The 23,431-nt window shown below is 75.9% G+C and carries 21 protein-coding genes and 1 riboswitch; of the genes, 7 read left to right on the plus strand and 14 right to left on the minus strand.

All coding sequences use genetic code 11. From position 1 onward, the window contains the following. Positions 1 to 60: 60 nt before the first annotated feature. Positions 61 to 420: a DUF2470 domain-containing protein gene (locus ACQPYD_RS24295; RefSeq protein WP_433697840.1), complete on the plus strand. Its 360-nt coding sequence runs from the start codon at positions 61 to 63 to the stop codon at positions 418 to 420. Between the two features lie 156 nt (positions 421 to 576). Continuing rightward, positions 577 to 3,282, plus strand: a complete 2,706-nt coding sequence (locus ACQPYD_RS24300) for a protein kinase domain-containing protein (protein WP_433702118.1) — start codon at positions 577 to 579, stop codon at positions 3,280 to 3,282. A gap of 174 nt (positions 3,283 to 3,456) precedes the next feature. On the opposite strand, the gene ACQPYD_RS24305 is transcribed toward ACQPYD_RS24300, so the two are convergent. Together ACQPYD_RS24305 and ACQPYD_RS24310 are read right to left on the minus strand one after the other, a co-directional pair. Continuing rightward, a complete protein-coding gene (locus tag ACQPYD_RS24305; RefSeq protein WP_433697841.1) occupies positions 3,457 to 5,415 on the minus strand; it encodes a DUF6596 domain-containing protein in 1,959 nt (652 codons plus the stop codon). Between the two features lie 97 nt (positions 5,416 to 5,512). Beyond that, positions 5,513 to 5,833, minus strand: a complete 321-nt coding sequence (locus tag ACQPYD_RS24310) for a YciI family protein (protein WP_433697842.1) — start codon at positions 5,831 to 5,833, stop codon at positions 5,513 to 5,515. A gap of 144 nt (positions 5,834 to 5,977) precedes the next feature. Between ACQPYD_RS24310 and ACQPYD_RS24315 the strand changes: the two genes are divergently transcribed. Both ACQPYD_RS24315 and ACQPYD_RS24320 read left to right on the plus strand, forming a co-directional pair. Next, positions 5,978 to 6,646 carry a DUF998 domain-containing protein gene (locus ACQPYD_RS24315; protein ID WP_433697843.1) on the plus strand — a complete coding sequence of 223 codons (669 nt, stop codon included), beginning with the start codon at positions 5,978 to 5,980 and terminating at the stop codon, positions 6,644 to 6,646. A 318-nt stretch (positions 6,647 to 6,964) separates the two neighbouring features. Then, entirely contained in the window at positions 6,965 to 7,891 is a 927-nt protein-coding gene (locus tag ACQPYD_RS24320; RefSeq protein WP_433697844.1) for an aldose 1-epimerase family protein, read from the plus strand. Positions 7,892 to 7,969: 78 nt separating this feature from the next. On the opposite strand, the gene ACQPYD_RS24325 is transcribed toward ACQPYD_RS24320, so the two are convergent. The 8 genes from ACQPYD_RS24325 to rpe all read right to left on the minus strand — a co-directional run bounded on the left by ACQPYD_RS24325 (position 7,970) and on the right by rpe (position 15,452). Then, positions 7,970 to 8,605, minus strand: coding sequence for a nucleotidyltransferase family protein (locus ACQPYD_RS24325; RefSeq protein ID WP_330159646.1), 636 nt, complete (start codon positions 8,603 to 8,605; stop codon positions 7,970 to 7,972). A gap of 125 nt (positions 8,606 to 8,730) precedes the next feature. Beyond that, positions 8,731 to 9,897 carry an XdhC family protein gene (locus ACQPYD_RS24330; RefSeq protein WP_433697845.1) on the minus strand — a complete coding sequence of 389 codons (1,167 nt, stop codon included), beginning with the start codon at positions 9,895 to 9,897 and terminating at the stop codon, positions 8,731 to 8,733. 111 nt (positions 9,898 to 10,008) lie between these two features. Beyond that, on the minus strand, positions 10,009 to 10,470 hold the full coding sequence (locus ACQPYD_RS24335) for a PH domain-containing protein (protein WP_433702119.1): 462 nt from the start codon (positions 10,468 to 10,470) through the stop codon (positions 10,009 to 10,011). Positions 10,471 to 10,554: 84 nt separating this feature from the next. Next, the gene (ribH, locus tag ACQPYD_RS24340) at positions 10,555 to 11,028 is read right to left on the minus strand and encodes a 6,7-dimethyl-8-ribityllumazine synthase (RefSeq protein ID WP_330162413.1); all 474 of its coding nucleotides are present in this window, start codon (positions 11,026 to 11,028) and stop codon (positions 10,555 to 10,557) included. A gap of 102 nt (positions 11,029 to 11,130) precedes the next feature. Beyond that, the gene (locus ACQPYD_RS24345) at positions 11,131 to 12,420 is read right to left on the minus strand and encodes a bifunctional 3,4-dihydroxy-2-butanone-4-phosphate synthase/GTP cyclohydrolase II (RefSeq protein ID WP_433697846.1); all 1,290 of its coding nucleotides are present in this window, start codon (positions 12,418 to 12,420) and stop codon (positions 11,131 to 11,133) included. A 91-nt stretch (positions 12,421 to 12,511) separates the two neighbouring features. Beyond that, entirely contained in the window at positions 12,512 to 13,144 is a 633-nt protein-coding gene (locus ACQPYD_RS24350) for a riboflavin synthase (RefSeq protein WP_267945851.1), read from the minus strand. Between the two features lie 118 nt (positions 13,145 to 13,262). Continuing rightward, a riboswitch (FMN riboswitch) is annotated at positions 13,263 to 13,391 on the minus strand. A 70-nt stretch (positions 13,392 to 13,461) separates the two neighbouring features. After that, a complete protein-coding gene (locus ACQPYD_RS24355; protein WP_433697847.1) occupies positions 13,462 to 14,541 on the minus strand; it encodes a phosphatase PAP2 family protein in 1,080 nt (359 codons plus the stop codon). 239 nt (positions 14,542 to 14,780) lie between these two features. Beyond that, positions 14,781 to 15,452, minus strand: a complete 672-nt coding sequence (gene rpe / locus ACQPYD_RS24360) for a ribulose-phosphate 3-epimerase (protein WP_433697848.1) — start codon at positions 15,450 to 15,452, stop codon at positions 14,781 to 14,783. Positions 15,453 to 15,725: 273 nt separating this feature from the next. Between rpe and ACQPYD_RS24365 the strand changes: the two genes are divergently transcribed. Next, entirely contained in the window at positions 15,726 to 16,121 is a 396-nt protein-coding gene (locus ACQPYD_RS24365) for a hypothetical protein (RefSeq protein ID WP_433697849.1), read from the plus strand. Between the two features lie 3 nt (positions 16,122 to 16,124). Beyond that, entirely contained in the window at positions 16,125 to 17,123 is a 999-nt protein-coding gene (locus ACQPYD_RS24370; protein WP_433697850.1) for a hypothetical protein, read from the plus strand. Between the two features lie 133 nt (positions 17,124 to 17,256). On the opposite strand, the gene ACQPYD_RS24375 is transcribed toward ACQPYD_RS24370, so the two are convergent. Both ACQPYD_RS24375 and fmt read right to left on the minus strand, forming a co-directional pair. After that, on the minus strand, positions 17,257 to 18,726 hold the full coding sequence (locus ACQPYD_RS24375) for an RsmB/NOP family class I SAM-dependent RNA methyltransferase (RefSeq protein ID WP_433697851.1): 1,470 nt from the start codon (positions 18,724 to 18,726) through the stop codon (positions 17,257 to 17,259). A gap of 75 nt (positions 18,727 to 18,801) precedes the next feature. After that, complete coding sequence (gene fmt / locus ACQPYD_RS24380) at positions 18,802 to 19,737, minus strand: methionyl-tRNA formyltransferase (protein ID WP_433697852.1); 936 nt, start codon at positions 19,735 to 19,737, stop codon at positions 18,802 to 18,804. Between the two features lie 109 nt (positions 19,738 to 19,846). On the opposite strand from fmt, the gene ACQPYD_RS24385 reads away from it, so the two are divergent. Then, positions 19,847 to 22,051, plus strand: coding sequence for a primosomal protein N' (locus tag ACQPYD_RS24385; RefSeq protein ID WP_433697853.1), 2,205 nt, complete (start codon positions 19,847 to 19,849; stop codon positions 22,049 to 22,051). 38 nt (positions 22,052 to 22,089) lie between these two features. Here ACQPYD_RS24385 and ACQPYD_RS24390 read toward each other — a convergent pair whose 3' ends face one another. Both ACQPYD_RS24390 and ACQPYD_RS24395 read right to left on the minus strand, forming a co-directional pair. Next, positions 22,090 to 22,632, minus strand: coding sequence for a DinB family protein (locus ACQPYD_RS24390; RefSeq protein ID WP_433697854.1), 543 nt, complete (start codon positions 22,630 to 22,632; stop codon positions 22,090 to 22,092). After that, on the minus strand, positions 22,623 to 23,330 hold the full coding sequence (locus ACQPYD_RS24395; protein ID WP_433697855.1) for an SAM-dependent methyltransferase: 708 nt from the start codon (positions 23,328 to 23,330) through the stop codon (positions 22,623 to 22,625). The genes ACQPYD_RS24390 and ACQPYD_RS24395 overlap by 10 nt, the downstream gene beginning before the upstream one ends. Positions 23,331 to 23,431: the final 101 nt, after the last annotated feature.

Here is a 23,431-nt window from a genome sequence, read left to right on the forward strand (position 1 = left end):
GGGCGCACAGCCCTCCCCCGTTTCGTCCTTCCGTGACACCGCCCACCTCCAGGAGGCACATTGTCCCCGCCCAACCCCTTCTCCCCCGACGTCGTCGCCGCGGTCACCGCGCACATGAACGGCGACCACCCGGAGGACACCCTCCTCATCTGCCGGGCCTTCGGGGGCGCGCCCGGCGCCACCGCCGCCCGGATGACCGGGCTGGACGGTGACGGGGGCGACTACGCGGTGACGGAGGACGGCGCCGAGCGGGCCGTCCGCGTCCCCTGGGGGCGGCCGCTGACCGAGCGTCCGCAGATCCGCGCCGAGGTCGTGCGCCTGTACCGGGAGGCCTGCTCCGCGCTCGGCCTCGTCCCGAGGGAGCAGCACCCGGGCGGCGCCGGAGCGGCGGGAAGCGGGCGGAACTCCACGGAGGCGTGAGGAGTCAAACGGGGTAGGAGGGAGACGGCGGCCCCGCTCGCGGACGGTCCCGCGGCACCGGCGACGGTGCCGCACGGGACCTACTCTGGAAGGGTCCGTCGATCCCCCCGGACACCGACGACACCACCGCCTATCCGAAGGATGGCCCCGACCTCCATGGTCACGCCCGACCCCGGTGACGAGAACGCGCCGACCCAACGGATCGACCCCACCGCGACCACCGCACGGAGCGGCCCGGACCGCGCGGGAGCCACGCGCTGGGTCACGCGTGTCCTCCGCCCCGGCTCCGACGACCGCGACGGCGGGCCGGCTCCCACCCGCGTCGCCCCTCCGTCACCGGACCGCACCGGCGTCCTGCCCGGCGGCGGTCCGCCCGCCGCGCCGACCGCGCCCGCCGGCCCCGGCGGACGGCGCCCGGCGCGGACCATCCCCGGGGACGGCCGCGACGACGGCCGCACCCCGTGGTGGAGGACGCTGTTCGGCCCGCTCCTGGACTGGATGGCCCGCCTGGTCTCCCGCGTGGTGGTCGGCCCGGCCGGCGACCTCGACTACGCCGTGCCCGCCGAGCTGCGGCGCCGGTACCAGGTGCTCGACCACGTCGGCGCGGGCGGCGAGGCCGTCGTCTACCTGGCGGAGCCCACCGACTCCCCCGGGCGCCGCCTCGCCCTCAAGGTGTACCGGCCCGGCCACGACATCAACCGCGAACTCCTGGACCGGCTCCGGGCCCGCGGCACCGCCTCGCCGCACACCCCGGCCATCCACGGGTACGGCACCGCGGCCAGCTCCTGGGGGGAGGACCTGGCCTGGGAGGCCCAGGAGTACTTCTCCCTGGGGACGCTGCGCGCCGTCATCGACCAGGCGCCCCTGGACGACGACCGGGCGCGCGCCGTGCTCTCCGCCGTGGCCGAGTGCCTGCGCCACTGGCAGGACGAGCTCCAGCACAACCACACCGACGTCAAGCCCGAGAACCTGCTGGTGCGCTCCCTGGACCCGCCGGTCGTGGCCCTGACCGATTTCGGCGGGGCCGTGCGGGCCACCATGAGCCGCGTCTACGGCGGACTCGCCATCACCGAGGACTACGCCGCCCCCGAGGTCGTCGAGGGCCGCAGGGAGGCCCCCGCCTCCTGGTGGTCCCTGGGCGTGATGGTGCACGAGCTCGTGACCGGTCGCCGCCCCGAGCGCGGCGGCAACTGGCTGACCGCCCGCAACACCGAGGTGGACATCTCCGCGATCACCGACGAGCGCTGGCGCCTGCTCGTCCGCGGCCTGCTCGCACCCGCCCCGTCCGCCCGGTGGGGCTACGACGAGGTCGCCCAGTGGCTGGCCGGCGAGCGCCCGCAGATCCGCACCGCCCGCCGCCTGCGGCCCGTCGACTTCGCCGGGGCCAGCCACGAGGACCCCCCGAGCCTGGCCTTCGACCTGCTGGACCGCTCCGAGACCGGGGCCATGTGGCTGCGCAGCCACTGGCCGGAACTGCGCACCTGGCTCGACCGCGAGGTCAACGACTACACCTTCGACCGCGCCTACCTGACCGGGCTGGACGCCCGGCCCGAGCTCGCCCACGTGGCGATCAGCGCCCTGGCCGCCCGGTACGTGCCCGGTATGCCGCCGCGCTTCCGGGGCCACGAGATCAGCGCCGACGGCCTCCTGGCACTGGCCACCGGCGACGCGAGCCGCCACGCGGTGGTGCGCGAGGCCGTGGAGTCGGGCGCGGTGGGCCTGGGATCCCAGCACTGGTGCCCTCACCCCTCCTGCCGGTCGGGCGGTTCGGGCCGGTGCGCCCTGCTGGAGCGCGTCCAGCACGAGGTGCCGCTGCTCATGCGACGGGTCGCCGAGAACGTGGACCGCCTGGTCGGCGCCGGGTCCGACGCCCCGCGCCGCCCCGACGCCCACGAGACGGACACCGCGTGGGCGCGGGCCGTCGAACTGGTGCTCGTCCCCGACACCGCCTCACGCCACCGCTCGCTGCTGCGCCGCCAGTCCTGGCACCCCAAACAGCGCAGCGACGCCCCGCACGCCCCGTGGTGGGCGGAGCTGCGCCGCCAGGCGCTGCGCGACGGCGCCGGTGGCGACGCCGTCGCCACCAGGGGCGCCGTGCTCACGGCGCTCCTGCTGCTGCCCGAGGCCGCCCGGGTCGGCGGAGCCGTCGCCGCCCGCGAGCGGGCCGACGGCAGGGCGCGCCGCCAGGACCGGTGGGCGGCGCTGGCCGGATCGGCCCGGGCCCGCTGGACCGAGGCCCGCGGGAAGGTGTCGACGGCCCGGCAGCGCCGGGCGGAGGCCGCCACAGCTCCCACCCGGCCGGACAACCAGGCCGTCCCCAACCCCTACGACCCCTCGGGCGCCGGGGAGCCGGCGCGCGACCGCCGCGACCAGGAGAGGGCCACCCGCCGGGTCGAGCGGACCATGAGCCAGATCCAGCGGGCGATGTCCGCGGGCCGCTGCCGCCGCTTCGCCTATCCTGCCGCGCTGCTGGGCCTGGTCGACGGCCTGGGCCGCGTGATGCGTCCGGAGGAGGGCTTCTACCCCGAGAGCGAGTTCGTGACCGGTGCGTACACGGGGCTGCTGGAGGCGGGCGGCGGCGGCCTCCTGGGGTGGCTGTCCGAGGTGACCGGGTCGGTGACCGGCCTGCTGCCCGGCGGCGCGGGTGACGCGTGGTGGTTCCCCGTGCTGCTGGCGGTCGTGCTGGTGGCGCTGGGCCGGTCCGCCGCCAGCAAGAAGCCCAGCGCGCGCGCCCGCCGCCGCCTGGCGGCGTTCCGCCTGGCCGTGGCGGGGTCCCTGTTCATGCTGGTGGTCCTGCTGTCCACGGGGCTGGTCGCCCTGGGCTCGGGCGTGCTGATCCCGCTCGACGGCCTGCTCGGCTGACGCCCCCGGCTGCCGGGGGCGGGCTCGTGCCCGCCCCCGGCGTCGGGACCCCGCCGCCGCGTCCCCCGCGCTCCCCGCCGGGCCGCGCGCACAGCCGGCTCCGGCACACGGGCGGTCCCCACGGCACGTGCGCGGCCCCACCACGTCCGCGGGCACCGGCCCCCGCACGCGGCCTCACCCCTTGAGCCGGCGCAGGGTGTACCCCTCCCCCGCCGGGTCCAGCTCCCTGCTGGCCTGCTTGAACAGGTATTCGGCACGCGGGTACGACAGGCGCCCGCGCCCCGTCACCGGGCACAGGTCCGCCTCGGCGGGCCTGCGGGCGGGGCCCGGGCGCCGGTCCGCGAGGAAGAGCGGCCCCCTCTCCCGCCCCGCCACGAGCCGGGGCAGCAGCCGGGCCGCCCCCGAACGCCAGTGCACCCAGGAGCCGCCCGAGCGGGCGCGGCGGTCCTCCAGGTCCAGGTCCTCCACGTTGAGCGCCAGCACCGCCCCCACCCCCGCGCCGGACTCGTGCAGGAGCCGCCACAGGACCCGCTCCCGCAGGGCCCTGTCCTCCCCGTCCCACAGCGGGGCGAGGTGCGCGGGATCGAGCGGCGGCGCCCCGGTCCGCGCCTCGGCTCGCCGCCCGAGTGCCGTGTCGAGGCCGTCCAGTCCGGCCCAGGCCCCGAACGAGCGGACCGCCGACCGGTGGCGGTTCCAGGTCCGCGGGGCCGCCTCCCCCCACGCGGCGGCGAACACCCGCGCCACGGCCCCGGCGTCGAGGTCGGCGGTCGGCAGGTCCTCTCCCAGCGACCGGCACAGGCGCCCCAGGGTCTGCCCGTAGGAGCGGACGGTCGCGGCGTCCAGGTCGTCGCGGCCGAGGAAGTCCCGGGAGAGGCTCCCCAGGGTCGGGCCCTCGGGCCGGGACCCGGCGACGGCCTCGGCGCGGCCGAGCAGGAACGCCCGTTCGACGGCGTTGCCGGCCAGGGCGGCGGCGCGCAGGAACTCCCTCCCCGCCTCGTCCTCCCGCGCCAGCAGGACCAGCAGATCGCCCCGCACGCCGGGGAGGAGGTGGTAGTCGCGCAGCGCCGGATCGTCGGCCAGCGCGTCGACCAGCGCCAGCCCCTCGGCGGGGCCGCGCGCCCGCCCCACCGCCACCGCCCGGTTGAGGAGGACGACCGGCGTCGGCAGCCGCTCGGCCAGCAGGTCGTACAGGGCGGCGATCCGCTCCCAGTCGGTGTCCTCGGCCGTGGCCGCCCCGGCGTGGCAGACCGCGATGGCCGCCTGGAGCGTGTAGGGACCGGGAGGGCCGCCCGCGTCGCGGGCCCGGAGCATCGCGGCGAACCCCCGCCGGATGAGCAGCGGGTCCCAGCGGCCGCGATTCTGCTCGTCCAGCCGCAGGAGTGCGCCGGAGGGCCCGGTCCGGGCTCCGGCACGGGCCTGCTGGAGCTCCATCAGCGCCACCAGGCCGTGCGCCTCGGCCTCGTCAGGCACCAGTTCGGCCAGGGTCCGACCCAGGCGCAGCGCCTCCAGGCACAGCCCGGGACGCGTCAGCCCCTCCCCCGAGGTCGCCGTGTAGCCCTCGTTGAAGACGAGGTAGACGACGCCGAGCACGGACGAGAGCCGCTCGGAGAGCTCGGCGCCCGAGGGCAGCTCGAAGCCCACCCCCTGCTCGGCGAGCGTGCGCTTGGCGGCCGCCACGCGCTGGGCGATGCGGGCCTCGCCCGTGAGGAAGGCGCGGGCGATCTCCTCCGTGGTCAGCCCCGCGACCAGGCGCAGGGTCAGCGCGACCCGCTCCGCGGTGGCCAGTACGGGGTGGCAGGTGACGAACAGCAGGCGCAGGACGTCGTCGCCGTCCGGCTCCGGCCCGGGGCCGGACGCGCGCTCCATCCCGTGGGCGATCAGCTCGTGCTTGCGCTCCAGGTTCCGGGAGCGGCGGATGCGGTCGACCGCCCGGCGCTTGGCGATCGCCATCAGCCAGGCGCCGGGGTTGTCGGGCACGCCCTTCTCGGGCCACTGCTCGAGCGCGGCCACGAGGGCGTCCTGGGCCAGCTCCTCGGCGGCGCCCACGTCGTGCACCATCCGGGTGAGCCCGGCGACGATCCTCGCCGACTCCAGTTTCCAGACCGCGTCGACGGTGCGGTGGGCATCGGTCACGGGCACGATGACAGCACCGCCCCGGGGCGAACGCAAACCGGGGCGGTGCGGTGCGGAAGGGCGTCCCCGCGCGGGGACCGGGTCCGGCGCCGGCCGGTCAGGGTCCGAAGACCTGCTGGACCACGCTCTCGCCGTCGCCGACGATGCGGCGGAAGCGGCGGGTGACCTCCAGGGCCTCCTCCCTGGAGCGGACCTCGACCAGGGCGAACCCGGCCGCCACCTCTCTGGCCTCGGTGAACGGGCCGTCCGTCACCGTGATCTCGTCCCCGGCCGACGTCACCCGCAGGCCGCCGGGCTCCAGCCCGCCCGTGGCCAGCAGGACGCCGGAGGCGGTCAGCTCCTCCACGAACGCGGCCATCTCGGTGTAGAGGCTGTCGTCGGCGGCGCCGCCGGGCGTGGTGGTCATCAGAAAGCGCATGCGGTCGTTCTCCCTCGTGGGTCTCCGGTACTTCCGGTGGGACGTCGATCAGGCCGGTGTGACAGGGAACGGGCCCGTTCCCTGTCACATCGGCGCTTCGACGTGTCGGTGAGAACAGAGCAGCACACCGAGAGAGGAACCACCATGGCCGTCGCCCTGGAAACCGCCCCCGCCCCCGTCGGACGCACCGCGGCGAGCACCCGCCTCCTGTTGGGCGCGGCGATCGCCTCGGCCCCCCTCTGGACGGTGGTCTCCCTCGCCCAGGCCGCCACCCGTGAGGGCTTCGACCTGACCAGGCACCCCCTGAGCATGCTGAGCAACGGCTCCCTGGGCTGGCTCCAGATCGCCAACTTCACCCTGGCCGGGGCGCTGGCCGTCGCCGGGGCGTTCGGCCTGCGGCGCGTCCTGCGCGGCGCCCCCGGGGGCTCCTGGATCCCGGGGCTGATCCTGGTCCACGGCGCCGGGATGATCGCCGCCGGCGCGTTCGTCATGGACCCGGGCGCGGGTTTCCCCTCCGGCACGCCCCTGGGCGCTCCGGAGGCGCTCAGCGGGCACGCCCTCGGACACATGGCCGCGGGAACGGTCTCCTTCTCCGCCCTGATCGCCGCCTGCTACGTCCTGGGCCACCGCTTCTCCCGGGAGGGGCGCCGGGGGACGGCCGCGGCCTCCCGTGTCGCCGGCACCGCCCTGCTCCTCGGCAACGGCTGGGCGATGGCGGGGGGACAGGGCGGGTCCCTGACCCTGGCCGTGGGCGCCGTCACCGCGATGCTGTGGATCTCCCTGGTCGCCGCCCGGTTCCTGCGCAGCGTCTGACCGTCCGCAGCGCCCCTCCTCCGCCACCGGCACGAACGGACGAGGGACCACCATGGCGGCGCACACGACCGTCGACGCCGCCCGGTTCGCGACCGGCCCCCCGGGCCCGCGCCCCGGAGGAGCGGCAGCCCGGGGCGCTCATGGCGGCGGCGGGGCCCTCCCGGGCCCGCCCCCCGGAGCGGTGGGGCCGCCCCCGGCCCCGCCGTCCCCGCGCGCCGGGAGCCGAGGGGCCGGGGGGCACGGTCGGCGGGCGTCCGGTGGGCTATGATCGGCCGGTTCGGCGCACGGCCGGACCGTGACGGGAAAGCAGGGGTACACGTGGGCGAGGTGATCGAGCTGCGCGCCGGGGAGTTCCTGGCCCGCGTCGACCGCACCGGGGCGGGCCTGCGGGCGCTCGCCTGGCGCGACCGCGACATCGTGTGGCCCTACGGCGACGAGGGCCCCCGGGCCTTCCAGGGCCAGGTCCTGGCCCCGTGGCCGAACCGTGTGGACGAGGGCGTCTACCGCTTCGCCGGGACCGAGTACCGGCTGGAGGTCAACGACGCGGCGACGGGCACCGCGATACACGGCCTGGTCCACGACCGCGAGTGGTCGGTCGAGGAGGTCTCCGGCGACGCGGCCACACTGCGGCTGGACTTCGGGGGCGCCCCGGGCTTCCCGTTCCCCCTGGAACTGGTCCTCGCCTACCGGCTGGGCGGCGACGGCCTGACGCTCACCGCCGAGGCCCGCAACACCGGTGACACCCCCGCCCCCTTCGGCCTGGGCTTCCACCCCTACCTCACCCTGGGCGAGCCCCTGTCGGTGCTCGCGGAGCGCGGCGACCTCACGCTGGAGGTCACCGCCGGCGCCAGGCTGCCCGTGGACGACCGCCTGCTGCCCGCCGGCGACCCGGTCCCGGTGGAGGACGGCCTCCTCGACTTCCGCGCTCCGGGCAGGCAGTTGGGCGACACGGTGCTGGACACCGCCTTCACGTCCCTGGAGCGCGACGGCGACGGACGCGCGTGGGTACGGGTCGGCGGCCCGGAGCACCGGGTGTCGGTGTGGTGCGACCGCGGCTTCGACTGGTTGCAGGTGTTCAGCTCCGACACCCTCGGCGGGTCCGACCGCCGGGCCTACCTCGCGGCGGAGCCGATGACCTGCCCCGCGAACGCGCTCGCCTCCGGCACCGACCTGATCGTGCTGCCCCCGGGCGGCGCCACCCGGCACACCTTCGGCATCACCGCCGAAGCCCGCCCCCGCCCCTGACCCCCGCCGCCCCGGGACCGCGCCGCCGCGGCCCCGGGGCCACCCGGGCCGGCCCGCGTCCCACCGCGGCGCCGGCGCTCAGACCGGGCCGGGGGCCTCCCCGCCCAGCAGCCCGGTGAGCCGCTCCAGGTCCTCGGCCGTGTCGATGTCCTCCGGGCTGGCGATGTCGTCACAGGCCACAGCGGTCACCAGGTGCGAGTAGGCCCGCAGGAACGGGCGCGCGCCCACGTCGTGCACCGCCAGGCCGTAGACCGTCGACCAGTACTCCCGACCCAGCATCACCGGGTTGCGCTGGTTGCCGTTGTACGTCGCCACGGCCGCGCGCACGCCCTCGTCGTGCGCCTCCACCAGCCGGTGCACCGCCTCCGGGGTCACCAGGGGCTGGTCGGCCAGGGCGATCAGGACGGCGTCCACCGAGTCGGGCAGGGCGTCGATCCCCGCGCGCACGGAGGAGCCCATCCCGCTCTCCCAGTCGGGGTTGTACACCGTGTGGGCGTCGCGGACGACCGTGTCGGCCGCGCCCAGCACCACCATGACCGGCGCGCACCCGCCGTCTCCCAGGGTCCGCACGCCCCGGTCCACCAGGCGCTCGCCGCCCACCTCCACCAGTGCCTTGGGGCGCCCCAGTCTGCTGCCGGAGCCCGCAGCCAGAAGGAGGCCGGCGACCCGGCCCGCTCGCTCCCGCTCCCTGTCCTGCGCGTCCCCAGTTTCCATGACGCGATGATGCCACGCGGGCGGGCACGGGGCAGGTCACCTGGAGCAGACGGTCGGGTGACCTCTCACTCCGTCCGCACAGCACCGGCCGTGACCAGGCACATCAGCACGAGCACCATTTCGGTTCACGTCGCCGCGTGACCGAATCCGGCCGGAACCAGGGGTGTACCGGGGACATCCCGGTGAATTCGCCCACTGGTCTCGCTCAGCGCGCGCCCGGTCCCGCCCCAGCGGGACCGCACCAGCTCGGCGGCGATCGACACCGCCGTCTCCTCGGGGGTGCGCGCGCCCAGGTCCAGACCGATCGGCGAGTGCAGGCGCCCCAGCGCCTCCTCCCCCACACCGGCCTCGCGCAACCGCTCCAGCCGGTCCTCGTGGGTGCGCCGCGAGCCCATCGCCCCGATGTACCCGGCGCGGGTGCCCAGGGCCGCCTTGAGCACGGGCACGTCGAACTTGGGATCGTGGGTGAGGACGCACACCGCCGTCCGCTCGTCGATCTCGTGGGCGATCTCGTCGAGGAACACGTGCGGCCACTTCACCACCACCTCGTCCGCGGTGGGGAACCGCTTGGCCGTCGCGAACACCGGCCGGGCGTCGCAGACCGTCACCCGGTAGCCGAGGTAGGAGCCCAGGTCGGCCACGGCCGCGGCGAAGTCGATCGCGCCGAACACCAGCATGCGCGGGGCCGGCGCGAACGACTGGACGAACACCTCCAGCTCGTCGCCGCGCCGCTGCCCGTCCGAGCCGTAGCGCAGCACCCCCGTGCTGCCCTGGGCGAGCATCCCCCGCACGTCGTCGTCCAGCGCGTCGGACAGCCGGGTGCCGCCGGGACCCAGGTCCCCCTCCGCGTGATCCGGCCAGACCACGCGGCGCCGCCCCGTCCGCCCGGCCCCCGACGGGTCGGACACCACGGTCGCGACGGCGACCGGCCGGTGCCCGTCGATGGCCCCGAGCACCGCGCCGAGCTGCCCGTAGGAGGCCCGGCTGACCGGTTCGACGAACATGTGCAGGGTCCCCCCGCACGTCAGGCCGACGCTGAAGGCCTCCTCGTCGCTCACCCCGTAGGTGCGGCGCACGGGGACGCCCGTGCGGATGACCTCCAGGGCCTCCTCGTAGACGGCGCCCTCCACGCAACCGCCGGACACGCTGCCGACGACCTCGCCGGAGGCTCTGACCAGCATCGCCGCACCCGGGTCCCGGGGCGCGCTCTTGTCGGTGTCGATCACCGTGGCCAGGGCGAACACCTCTCCTGAGGCGTAGAGGTCGGACACCGCCGTTCGGATGTCGCGCACGCGGCACCTCTTCCTGCTCGGTCGAGTGGCTCTCGGTACCAAACTATGTGCCCCACGCAACAGACGGGAGTCCCCGTTCCGTCAAGAAACGAGGACTCCCGTTGGAGGTACCTACGACCGGCCGGGCTCCTGCGCCTCACCGCGGTCGTGCAGCAGGGACCGGAACTCCTCCAGGTTGCGCAGGGCCAGCTCGCCGTCGGCGCTCTGGATGCCCATCACCGCCAGGGTGGTGCCGTCCGACAGGTCCACCGAGGGCCAGGGCTCGCCGACCGGCATACGGATGTCGACGACCTCGGCCCACGACAGCACGTGGGTGCGGATGCCGTTGACCACGGTCACGCCCCCGTCCGCGGCGACGAGCCTGGGCCGGGCGATCAGGTGCAGGCCCGCGGCGATCGCCACGCCCAGGCCCACGAGCAGGAACCTGTCCATGATCCGCCAGTCCCCGGGCAGGATCGCGGCGAGCACCGCCATGGTGGCCACGATCAGCACGCCCAGGCCGTAGGCGACCATCCGCACCGCCCGGGGCCGCCACGTCCTCGGCAGGACCGGCTGCTTCGACGCCTCGTCCACCGGCTGTTCCTTCGTCCGCACCGACTGCTCCACCGTTCCACCAGACCTGGCCGGGATGACACCCGTGCGCGCGACGGGGTCCGGTCAGCGGCGCAGCCCCCTCAGGGCCACAGCCGTGTCCAGTGCGGCCAGCGCCGCCTCGGCACCCTTGTCCTCGATGCTGCCGGGCAGGCCGGCGCGGTCGCGCGCCTGTTCCAGGGTGTCACAGGTGAGCACACCGTTGCCCACGGGGGTGGACTCGCGCAGGGCCACCTCCGTGAGGCCGTGCGTGACCGACTGGCACACGTAGTCGAAGTGCGGGGTGCCGCCGCGGATGACCGCGCCCAGCGCGATCACCGCGTCGTGCTTGCGGGCCAGCTCCTGGGCGACCACGGGGATCTCGACGGCGCCCGCGACCTCGACCACCTCCGGGTCGGCCGCCCCGGAGGCCTTCACGACCTCCAGCGCCCGGGCGAGCATCGGGCCCACCACGGCCCCGTTCCACCGGGTCGCGACGATGCCCACCGAGAGCCCGGAGGCGTCCACGCTGTGCTGGTCGGGACGTCCTTCACCACTCATGAGGGTCTCCTGTGTGTGAGATGTGCGGCTCCCGCGGACCGGCGTGCGCCGGACGGGGAGGGGCAGGGCTTGTTCCCGCCGGGACGGCCCCGGCAGGGGCGCTCAGTCGGTCACGCCCGCCAGGTCGTGGCCCATGCGGTCCCGCTTGGTGCGCAGGTAGTCGATGTTGTCCTCCGTGACGAAGGACGGCATGCCGACGCGCTCCTCGACCCGGATGCCGTGGCGCTCCAGGCTCTCCGCCTTGTCGGGGTTGTTCGACAGCAGCCGCACCGAGGACACGCCCAGGTCGGCGAGGATCCGGGCTCCGGCCCCGAACTCGCGGGCGTCGGCGGGCATCCCCAGGCTCAGGTTGGCGTCGACCGTGTCCGCGCCGCGGTCCTGGAGGCTGTAGGCGCGCAGCTTGTGCAGCAGCCCGATCCCGCGGCCCTCGTGGCCGCCCAGGTAGACGACCACCCCGCGGCCCTCCGCGGCGATGTCGGCCATGGCCGCGTCCAGCTGGGCCCCGCAGTCGCAGCGGTGCGAGCCGAAAGCGTCCCCGGTGAGGCACTCCGAGTGCAGGCGGGCCAGGACACCGGCCCCGTCCGCCAGGTCGCCGAGGACCAGCGCGACGTGCTCGGCGCCGTCGGCGGTCCCCTTGAAGCCGATCGCGCGCCACTCGCCGTGCCGGTTGGGCATCCGGGTCTCGACCATGCGTGTGACCAGGGGCGGGTGCGCCTCCTCCTCGGTGAGGGTCTCGCCGAGGGCCGCGCGGTGGGCCGCCAGCTGCTCCACCGACACCAGCTTGAGGCCGTGCTCGTCGGCGAACTCGCGCAGCCGGGGCAGGCGGGCCATCGTGCCGTCGTCGTTGACCACCTCGGCGAGCACCCCGGCGGGGCGCAGGCCGGCCAGGCGGGCGAAGTCCACCGACGCCTCGGTGTGCCCGCGTCTGGCGAGGACGCCGCCCGGACGGGCGCGCAGCGGGAGGACGTGGCCGGGACGCACGAAGTCGACGGGCCGGCTGCCGGCGGAGGCCAGCAGGCGCACGGTACGGGCGCGGTCGGCCGCGGAGATGCCGGTGCTCACGCCCTCGCGCGCGTCGACGGTGACCGTGTACGCCGTGCGCAGGCTCTCCTCGTTGCGCGCGGTCATCAGCGGCAGGTCCAGGCGGTCGAGGTCCTCCCCCTCCAGGGGCACGCACACCACGCCGGAGGTGTGGCGGATCATGAACGCCAGCAGTTCGGGCGTCGCGAGTTCGGCGGCGAAGATGATGTCGCCCTCGTTCTCGCGGTCCTCGTCGTCCACCACCACGATGGCCCGCCCCGCGGCGAACTCGGCGATGGCGTCCTCGATACGGTCGAGGACCACGGCCTTCCCGGTGTCGGAGGTGGACGGGGTGGCGTCGGTGACGGTCATTACCGCTCCCTGAGGTGGATCGTGCGTGTGGGTGGTGTGGTGGTGACGGCCCGCGTGTGCGGGTCCGTCCCGTGGCGCCGCGCGCCGGCGGTCAGGCCCGTGGCCGGCTCGCGGCCACGGAGGCGATGCGCTCGACGTACTTGGCGACGACGTCCACCTCGATGTTCACGGTGGCGCCGGCGGGGAGGCCCCCCAGGGTGGTGGCCCTCAGGGTCTCGGGGATCAGGCTGACCTCGAAGAACTCCTCGTCCGCCCCGGGCGCGCTGACCGCGGAGACGGTGAGGCTGGTCCCGTCGACCGTGATCGACCCCTTCTCGACCACGTACGGGGAGAGCTCCGCGGGCAGGCTGAAGCGTAGAACGTCCCAGTTGTCACCGGGATTCCGGGAGAGCAGGCGGGAGGTGCCGTCGACGTGGCCCTGGACGATGTGCCCGCCGAGGCGGCCGTCCACGCGGGCGGCGCGTTCGAGGTTGACCTCGGAGCCGACCGAGAGGCCGCCCAGGGAGGAGCGGTCCAGCGACTCCTTCATCACGTCGGCGGTGAAGGTGTCCTCACCCCGGCCGACGACGGTCAGACACACGCCGTTGACGGAGATGGAGTCGCCGTGCCCCGCGTCGGAGCTGACCAGGGGGCCGCGCAGCGTCAGCAGCAGGGACTCGCCCGTGGTGCCCGCTGGCTCGATGGAGACGACCTTGCCGAGTTCTTCCACGATTCCGGTGAACACGCCTGTGCATTCCCTTCGCCTGACAGGCTCCGGGGCAGGGGTGTGGAACGGGTCCACGACAAGGCCGGGGCTGGACGCCGCGGGTCACGGGGAGCCACGGCGGACAGACCGGCCCAACACGCGCTGCCTCCCATCCGGACTTTCACCGTCGGTACCGGAATCTCACCGGTTCAACCGGCCGATGGATTCGGCCGGGTCGCGGACTGTCACCGCCGGTTCGGAATTACACCGACCCCGGAGCACGCGTTTGACTGTTGTCTCAACGGTTCGGATCTTAACGCGTCGGTAGCACGGCCGCATAGTTGGTGTGACCGGAATCATTTCCCGTCGTCACAGGCGTGGCCGTCGCCGGGAGGGCCCCCGGGACCGCCCGCGCGCGGGGCGCCGCCGCCCTCCCCGGGCCGGTGGGCCAGACCGCTGCGGATGAACATCTCGGGCGCGCCGAAGGCCGCCCAGAGGGCGATCCCGGCGTAGGCGGCGAACATCACGACCGCCTCCGCGAGGCCCGTGAGGCCTCCGGCCAGGAGGTGGACCACCACCTGGACCACCACGATCCCCGAGAGGCCGAGGACGAAGCGGGCGGCCCTGGCGGACAGGCTCCCCTCCGCGCTGTACCAGCCGCGTCGGGCGAGCAGCGTGAAGCCGACGAGCGCGCCGAGCAGACCGCCGGCCACGGTGAACAGACTGGCGAGGGTGTGCCCGGCCGGATCGGTGGGCGTGGAGCCGATCCAGTCCGCGGGGACCGACCAGTCCCCCATGGCCAGCGTCTGCCACAGTGCCGCCGCCAGACAGGGCACGACGGAGACGGCCAGGGCGCAGCCGACCCAGCGGACCGTGTCCAGGCCCAGCCACCAGGCCACGAGCCGGTCCTCCCAGCGCAGGGCCGCCCACAGGACGGCTCCGCCCACCAGCAGCCCCGCCAGGACGTCGCTGAAGAAGTGCACGCCCAGGTAGATCCGGGACACGCAGATCGCGGCGATGAGCGCGAGGGCCGCCCAGAGCCGGGTGCGGCGTCCCGACCTGAACCCCAGGTACCCCCAGAAGACGGTGGAGGCCTGGGCGTGCCCCGAGGGGATGCCGAAGCTCGATCCGCTCGCGTACGCGGTGACGTGGGCGCTGTACCAGTAGGGGCGCGCCCCGTAGAACACGGCCTTGCCCAGGTAGTTGAGCACCCCGGACGCGGCCAGGGCGACGAAGAGCCGCGCCCCGAAGCCGGGGTTCACGCACCAGAAGACGAGGGCGGTGAGGGGGATCAGGACGAACTGCGAGCCGAGCTGGGTGACCGCCACCAGCGGATAGGCGAGCCAGTCCCCCAGCCCCTGGAGCCACCCGATGGCGGTGGACTCGGGCTCCCACAGCACGTCCATGGCCAGGTGACCGGCCGTCCGAGCGTTCAACGCGCACTCCACGTGTCGGCGCCTGGCAACGCGCTCACGCCGCGCCGCTCCCCCGGGCGCGCGTACGCGGAGGGGAAGACGGAGCCGCGACCAAGCGGAATCCTCGACTTCTTCGACTGACGACTACGGACCGGAAGCATAGGGGCCGTGGCCCCGCGTGGCCAGGAGTGCGCGGGGCCGGACCGGGATCGCTGTGCGCGGCGGCCCCTGGTCCGGCCGGGACCGGGCCCCGCTCCGGCTCACCCGGTCCCGGCCGCCCCTGCGGCGAGGGCGCGCAGGCGGTCGACGGCCTGCGCGGGGTCCTGGGCTCCGTAGACGGCCGATCCCGCCACGAAGACGTCGGCCCCGGCCTCGGCCGCGCGCTCGATGGTCTCGGCGCTGACGCCGCCGTCGACCTGGAGCCAGACGGAGGCCTCCCGCGTGTCGAGGATCTCGCGGGCCCTGCGGATCTTGGGCAGGACCACGTCGAGGAAGCTCTGGCCGCCGAAACCGGGCTCGACCGTCATGAGCAGGAGCATGTCCATCTCACCGACGATGTCGGCGTAGGGCTCGACGGCCTCGGCCGGGTTGAGGGCCAGGCCCGCCCGCGCGCCGAGGCGGCGGATCTCGCGCAGGGTGCGTACGGGGGCGCCCGCGGCCCTGGCGTGGATCGTGACGCTGCCGGCGCCCGCCTCCGCGTAGGCCGGGGCCCACCGGTCGGGCTCCTCGATCATCAGATGGCAGTCCAGCGGGGTGTCGGTCGCCTTGAGCAGCGACTCGACCACCGGCAGGCCGAGCGTGAGGTTCGGGACGAAGTGCCCGTCCATCACGTCCACGTGGAGCCAGTCGGCGGACGGGGAGACCGCGGCGGCCTCGTCGGCGAGATGCGCGAAGTCGGCGCTCAGGATGCTGGGTGAGATCTGGATTGCCACGCCAGCAGTGTAGCCAGGAGGGCCGCCGGCTTCGCCCCCGGAGAGGGAGGACGAGCTGGGCGGATGCGGTCCCCGCCGGGCCGGCCCCCTCTCCCGTGTCCTCTCCTCACGCGGGAGCCGCGCCTCACCCCTCCTGGCTTTACGACGTAGATTCACCGTCTCGCCATCGCCGGTGGCGGACGCCCGGGAGGGAAGCGGCGAAAGCCCGGCGTCACCGGGCCCCGCGGGGGTACGCTCACCGCAGTCGGCCCCCCAGCGACCGGAGGTACCCCCATGGGCGACGGCGCCGAGACCCGTCTGGGAAGCGTCTGCGAGCACGCAGCCGAGATCCGCGGCCGCCTCGCCGCGGTGGAGGGAGGCCCCTCCCTCGTGGACGCCGTGCTCCGGGCCGCGGCCGAGGGGCGCGGCACGCCGGCCGCCCTGGACGAGCTGCACGGCGCCCTGGTCGCCCTCGGCGACGGGGCGGGGCTGCACGGCTACTCCGCCGCGGCCCACCGCGTGGGCGCCCGCGACCCGGCGCCCTCGGGCCTCGGCCTGCCCAGGCCCGCGTCCGCCGTGTACCGCTGCCCGCGGGGCCTGTGCGACCGGGCCTGGGAGCCGAACCCGGCCGAGGACCCCCCGACCTGCCTGGTCGCCGGCCTCCCGCTCCGCTCCCCCAGGAGGGCATAGGCCGTGGGCGCCTTCCTGTCGGAACTGGGCACCAGGCTCGCCGAGCGGTGGGTGACCGCGCTCGCCCTGCCCGGAGCCCTGTACCTGGCGGTCGCCACCGCCGCCTACGCGCTGGGCTGGGGGCGGGCCTGGGACGTGGGCCACCTGGTCTCGGAGATCACGCGCCTGGCCGAGGACCCGCGGGTGGACACCTTCGGCGGGCAGGCGCTGGTGTTCGCCGCGATCCTGGCCGGGAGCTCCGCCGCGGGGCTGCTCGCCCGGGGGACCGGGCGCATCGTCGAGCGCCTGTGGACGGCCGCCGACTGGCACCGGTGGCCGCCCCCGCTCCGGGGCTGGACCCGCCGGTGGGTGGAGTCGCGCCGACGCAGGTGGGACGTCCTGCGCGGCGAGGTGGAGCGGGTCCGTGCGGCCGGGGACGGCTCGGGCGACGGGCAGGGCGCGGAGGCCGCCTTCGCCGCCGCCTACGACCGCATGGCGCGGCTCTCCCCCGAGAGGCCCGAGCGCCCCACCTGGGCCGGGGACCGCATCGGGGCGGCGCGGACGCGCCTGGACCGCGACCACGACGCCGACCTCGCCGTGCTGTGGCCGCACCTGTGGCTGGTCCTGCCCGAGGAGGCCCGCACGGAGGTCGCCGAGGCGCGGGACGCGCTGTCGCGCTCCACGGGCCTGGCCGCGTGGGCGCTGCTGTACCTGCCGATGGCCGTATGGTGGTATCCCGCCGCGCTCGTCTGCGCGGTGCTGGCCGCGATCGCGTGGGTGCGGACCAGGGCAGCGGCGGAGGCCTACGCCGCACTGGTCGAGGGCTCCGTCCGGCTGTACGCGACCGACCTGGCCGACCGGGCGGGGGTCGGGCACGGGGGGCGTTTCGACCGCGACCTGGGCGAAAGGCTCACCCTGCGGCTCAGGGCCAGCATGCCCCCGCTGCCGCCCGTCCCCGCACCGGCGGCCCCCGCCGCACCCCCCGGCTCCTCGGCCGCGGCGCCGGAGGGACCGGCGCGCTGACCCGCGCGGCGTGCCGCCGGGCCGCGCGGCCGCGCGCTCCCCGGCACGGCGCGGCCCTGCCGCCCGGAGGCCGCCCCGGCCCGCCCCCGTCGGCGGGCCGGGGCCGCCCTCGTGGGGCACGGGCCGGCCGGGGTCAGTCCCGTTCGGCCTTGCGGAACAGGGCCAGGAACATCGCGTCCGTGCCGTGGACGTGCGGCCAGAACTGGACGTAGTCCCCGTCCGGGCCCGCGGCCAGGTCCGGCACCTCGTCCAGGTAGTCGGCCGCGCGCAGCAGCGCCAGGTCGTCCCGCTCCGCGAGGATCCGCCGGACGATGCCGTCGGTCTCGTCAAGGTGCGGGGAGCACGTCACGTACGCCACCACGCCGCCGGGGCGCACGGCGTCCGCGGCACGGGCCAGGAGGCCGTGCTGGAGGGGCGCCAGGTCGGCAGCGGAGGTCTCGGTGCGGCGCCAGCGCGACTCCGGGCGGCGCCTCAGCGCGCCCAGGCCCGTGCACGGCGCGTCCACCAGCACCCGGTCGAACACGCCCGGGCGCCAGGCGGGCCTGGTGCCGTCGGCCGCGATCACGCGCCCGGCGTCGCGGGGGGCCCGGCGCACCGCCGTGGCGACCAGCCCCGCGCGGGCCGGCTGGACCTCGGACGCCAACAGGCGGGCCCCGCGCTGCCCGGCGAGGGAGGCCAGCAGGCCGGCCTTGCCGCCGGGGCCCGCGCACATGTCCAGCCACAGGGCGTCGTCGCCGTGCGCGTCGACCCGGCTCAGGGCGAGGGCGACCAGCTGGCTGGCCTCGTCCTGCACGGCGGCCCGGTTCTGGCGGACCTCGCGGATCCCCGCAGGGTCCCCCTGGGGCAGGTAGGCGGCGAAGGGCGAGTAGCGCCCCTCCTCCGCGCCCGCGGCCACCAGGTCCTCGACGGTCGAGCGGCCGGGCTTGGCCACGAGCGTCACCCTGGGCCGCTCGTTGTGGGCGGCCAGCAGGCGCTCGGTGCGGACCAGGCCGGTGGAGGAGTGCTCCCCCAGTGCGCGGGCGAGCTCCTTGACCACCCAGCGCGGGTGGCTCCGTACGACCGCCAGGTACCCGCTGGGGTCGCGGTCCCGGTCGGGGGCGACCACGGCGGTCCACGCGTCCAGGTCGCGGGCCGACACCTTGCGCAGGACGGCGTTGACGAAACGGCCCCGGTGGTGGCCCACCACACGGCGGGCCAGGTCCACGGTGGCGCTGACGGCGGCGTGCGGCGGGATCTTCGTGGACAGCAGCTGGTGGGCCCCCAGCCGCAGGACCGGCAGCGCGTCGGCGTCCACGGAGGCGAGCGTGCGGTCCACGCACGCCTCCAGGATCGCGTCGTAGGTGCCCTGGAGCCGCAGCGTGCCGTAGGTCAGCTCCGTGGCCAGGGCCGCGTCGCGCCCGCTGATGCCGCGCTCGGTGAGCAGCGCGGGCAGGAGGAGGTTGGCGTAGGCGTCGCGCTGCTCGACGGCGCACAGCACGTCGTAGGCGACCCGGCGGGCGGGGTCACGGGGCGCGGGCGGCCCCGACGCGCCCTGTCCACCGCCCTGTACGGGCTTCGAGCCCCTGCGGGGCCGGCGGTACGGGGATCGGGACTGCTCGCTCAACTGTGCTGCCTCAACAAACCGGGGACGGGGCCTGGCGGACGTCCGTTCGGTCCGCCAGGTCGAGACTACGGCAGCTCACGCGCCCAGGCGGTCATCTTCGGTGGGACGCACGCCACGCGCCCAGTCCACGGCGGCCATGGACCGCTTGCCCTGCGGCTGCACCTCGCCGAGGGCGACGGGGTGGGTGCTGGTGCCGACCAGGACGTGCTTCTTGCCGGCGTGGATCCGGCCGGGGGCGAGGTAGGGGGTGTCCGCGTCGGTCACGGGGGTGACGGGGCCGAGCTTGAGGCGGGTCCCTCGGAAGGTCGTCCATGCGCCGGGGGCGGGGGTGCAGGCGCGGGCCACCCTGTCGACGCGCAGCGCCGGGAGCGTGAAGTCGAGTTCGGCGTCCGAGGGGGTGAGCTTGGCGGCGTAGGACAGCCCGTCGGCGGGCTGCTCGACCGGTTCGAGCTGTCCGGACGCGATGCCGTCGACGGTGCGCTTCAGGAGTTCGGCCCCGGAGACGGACAGCCGTCCGAGGAGCTCCCCGCTGGTGTCGGTGGGGCGCACGGCCTCGGTCAGGGTCCCGTAGACGGGCCCGGCGTCGAGCTCCTTGACGATCCGGAAGGTGGACGCCCCGGTGATGTCGTCGCCGTGCAGCACCGCGTGCTGGACGGGGGCGGCGCCGCGCCAGGCGGGCAGCAGGGAGAAGTGCAGGTTGACCCAGCCGTGGCGGGGGATGTCCAGGGCCGGCTGCGGCAGCAGCGCGCCGTAGGCGACCACGGGGCAGCAGTCGGGGGCGATCTCCTCCAGGCGCGCGAGGAACTCGGGATCACCGGCCTTGGCGGGTTTGAGGACCTCGATGCCCTCGGCCTCGGCCACCTCGCCCACCGGGCTCGCGGAGATCCGGCGGCCCCGGCCGGAGCGGGCGTCGGGCCGGGTGACCACGGCCGCGACCTCGTGCCCGGACCCGAGCAGCGCCCGGAGCGAGGGCACTGCCACCTCCGGTGTTCCGGCAAAGACGAGCTTCATGTTCGGATCCCCCTCCGCTGCGCGTACGGGACACTGTTCTACCAGTCACGGAGGGGGCTCCCGCCGCAGAGGAGCGGCGGTGTCGGACCGTTCTGGTAGACCAGTGGTGATGACAGCGCAGTCCGATCCACCCGGCGACGCCCTCTTCGACGTGTCGGAGCTGGTGGACCCCAGAGCCGCGGCCAGGGCCAGGGCCGAGGAGGCGTCCCGTCCGGCGCCGAGGAAACCCGCCGGGCGGCTGTCCGTCGCGCGCGTCATCGTGGACACCCCCCTGCCCCACCTGGACCGGCTCTTCGACTACCGGGTCCCCGCCGACCTGGACGAGGCCGCCGTTCCCGGCTGCAGGGTGAAGGTCGCCTTCCGCCACCGGCTGCTCGGCGGGTTCATCGCGGAGCGGGTGGAGCGCTCGGAGTTCAACGGCCGGCTCGCCTACCTGTCCGAGGTGGTCTCCCCGGAGCCGGTCCTCACGCCGGAGATCCTGGAACTGGCCCGGGCCGTGGCCGGACGGTACGCGGGCAACCTGCACGACGTGGTCAGGCTGGCCGTGCCGCCGCGCCGGGCGCGGGTCGAGCGCGAGGCCGTCCCTGAGGCGGAGGACGCGGAGGAGGACGCTGAGGACGGGGGGCCGGGCCCCGCGGAACCGACCGCGGAGCCCTCCGCCGAGGCCCCGGGCGGGACCGGGGCGCCGGAGCCCGGGGCCGGTCCCGGGGGCGCGGAGCCCTCCGCCGAGGCGCCGGGGGCCGACACCGGCCCCTGGGCGGACTACCCCGAGGGGCCCGCCTTCGTCGCGGCGCTGCGCGAGGGGCGCGCGGCCCGCGCGGTGTGGAACGCCCTCCCCGGGAACGACTGGCCGGACGCGATCGCGGTGGCCGCCGGGGCCGCCCTCGCCGCGGGGCGCGGCACGGTGGTGGTGCTCCCCAACAGCCGCGACGTCGAGGCGGTGGACGCCGCGATGGTCCGGCGCCTGGGCGAGGGGCGACACGTCGCCCTGCCCGCCGACCTCGGCCCGACCCCGCGCTACCGGCGCTGGCTGTCGGTCCTGCGCGGAGGGGTCCGGGTGGTCGTGGGGACCCGCACCGCGATCTTCGCCCCCGTCCGCGACCTCGGGCTGGTCGTGCTCTGGGACGACGGCGACGACGTCCACGCCGACCCGCACACCCCCTATCCGCACGCCCGCACCGTGCTGGCCATGCGGGCGCACCAGACGGGGTCGGGGGCGCTGTTCGGCGGGCACACCCGCACCACGGACGCCCAGCTCCTGGTCGAGTCCGGCTGGGCGCACCCGCTGGTCGCGGACCGCGCGACGCTGCGCCGCCGGGCCCCGCTCGTCAAGCCCGCGGGAGACGACCGCGAACTCGCCCGGGACGAGGCCGCCCGCACCGCCCGCATGCCGAGCCTGGCCCTCAAGTCGGCGCGGGACGCGGCCAGGACCGGGCCGGTGCTGTTCCAGGTTCCGCGCCGGGGCTACCTCAACACCCTGGCCTGCGCGGGCTGCCGCGAACCCGCGCGCTGCGACGGCTGCCGCGGGCCGCTCGCGATCCGCGAGGCGAACGCCCTGCCCTCCTGCGGCTGGTGCGGACGGGTGGCCGGGCAGTGGACGTGCCCCGACTGCGGGGCCTCCCGGATGCGCGCGGTGGTGGTGGGGGCCCGCCGCACCGCCGAGGAGCTGGGCCGGGCCTTCCCCTCCCTGACCGTGCGCACGTCCGGGCGCGACGAGGTGCTGCCGGAGGTGCCGGACAAGCCGTCCCTGGTGGTGGCCACCCCCGGGGCCGAACCGGTGGTCAGGGGCGGCGGGTACGCGGCGGCGGTGCTCCTGGACGGCTGGGCCCTGCTGAACAGGGCCGACCTCCGCGCATCGGAGGAGACGCTGCGCCGCTGGTTCAACGCCGCCGCGCTGGTGCGGCCGGGCGGCACCGTGGTGGTGTCCGCGGAGGCGTCGCTGCCGGTGGTGCAGGCCCTGGTGCGCTGGGACCCGGGCGGTTTCGCCGAACGGGAACTGGCCGAGCGCAGGGAGCTGGGGTTCCCCCCCGCCGTGACGATGGCGTCGATCACCGGCGCCGTGGACCACGTGCGCGAACTGCTCGCCCAGGTGGAGCTGCCCGAGGGCGCCGAGGTGCTCGGGCCCGTGCCGGTGGCCTCGGAGCGCGGCCCCGTCGCCGAGGGCGCGCCGCCCACGGAGCGCGCACTGCTCCGGGTGCCCCGCGAGGGGGTGGGCGCGCTGGCCCGCTCGCTGAAGGCCGCGGCGTCGGCGCGCAGCGCCCGCGGGGACGAGCACCTCGCCCAGGTACGGGTGGACCCGCTGCAGGTGCTCTGACCCCGTCGACGGGCAGCCGGGAGGCGCACGCCCGCGGCTCAGCCCCGGGCGGGATCGGCGCGGTAGAGGTCGCGCAGCAGCGCGATCTCCGCCCCGTGGTGGATGATCTCCCGGTTGACGTGCAGCACGAGGGCGACCATCGGGAAGTCCTCCCACTGCCGCGCCTCGGTGCCCCCCACCTGCGCGGCGAGGCCGTCCTCGTCGAGGCCCTGGATGTTCTCGGACCAGGTCTCGTAGGCGTGGCGCAGACGCTGCTTGGCCTCGGCCGCGTCGCCGGGCCAGTTGACGCTCTCCCGGGTGTAGGTGCGGTCGCCGAAGTGCCAGTTGACGCGGGTCTCCAGGACGTCCACGACGAGGTGTCCGAGCCGCCAGGCGATGGTGGTCACGGGCGGGGGCTCGGGCTCGGGGACCGCGGAGTCCGGCCGGTACCGCCCGTCCTCCCCCTCCCGCACGGTCCAGGCCCCGGGCGCCGGGAGCCAGTGGTACTCGGCGTCGGTCAGCCCCTCCAGCCGCGGCCACAGCGAGTACTCCCAGTAGAACTGGAGCTGTGCCAGGACCTCGCCCGTCCAGTTCACCGCCATCGGCGGTCCCCCCTTCCGCTCCCCGGCGCGCGGCCGAGCCCCGCCAGGGTTCCGGTCCCCCTGTCGGAGACGTCCTCGTCCGGATAGGGCCACCATCGCAGGTCGGCCACCCCGGGTTCAACAGGGCGGAAGGGGGTGAAGGCGCGTTCGACCACGGCCCGGGGCGCGGGGGACGCGAGGGCGAGGTAGCCGCCGCCGCGCATGAGGGCGTGGAGGTCCGCGACGCCGCCGGGCGGGTCGTCGGCGGTGAAGGGGCGGGTCATCAGGACGGCGACGGGCTCGTCGAAGTCGACGAGCCCGGAGGCGCCCAGGCGGCGCAGGAGTCCGTCGGGTCCGGAACCGTCCCCGGAGAGCACGGCCGCACCCGCGGTGGGGAGCATGCCGGCCGCCCCGTGCGGGACCAGGTGGACGACGGTGGCCCCGGGGTCGCCGGCGTGCACGCGCTCGGCCGTGCCGGGCACGGGGCACCCCCAGTCGACGAACTGGCGGACGCCGGCGTCGACGCGCAGGTAGTCGATGACCCTGCCGAGGAAGGCCTGGTGCAGGCGGGTGGCCTCGCCCTGGCGGGAGGCGGGGGGTTCGGCCCCGCGCGGGTCGAGGCTGACCACGCGCGACCGCCGTCCGGGGACCTGGGCGGGTGGCCGCTGCCTGGACGCGGCCGCGAGCGGGCCTGCCTCGGGTCCTCGGACGTCCGTCACGGTCACGCTCCCCCAGCCGGTTCGCTCGTGGGAGGCAGGACGCGCCGAGGAGCGGACCGGTCGGGCCCGTCGGCGTCGCGCCATGCCGTCAGGGCCCGATG

It is taken from the genome of Nocardiopsis sp. CA-288880 (assembly GCF_050955985.1).
Classification (GTDB): domain Bacteria; phylum Actinomycetota; class Actinomycetes; order Streptosporangiales; family Streptosporangiaceae; genus Nocardiopsis; species Nocardiopsis tropica.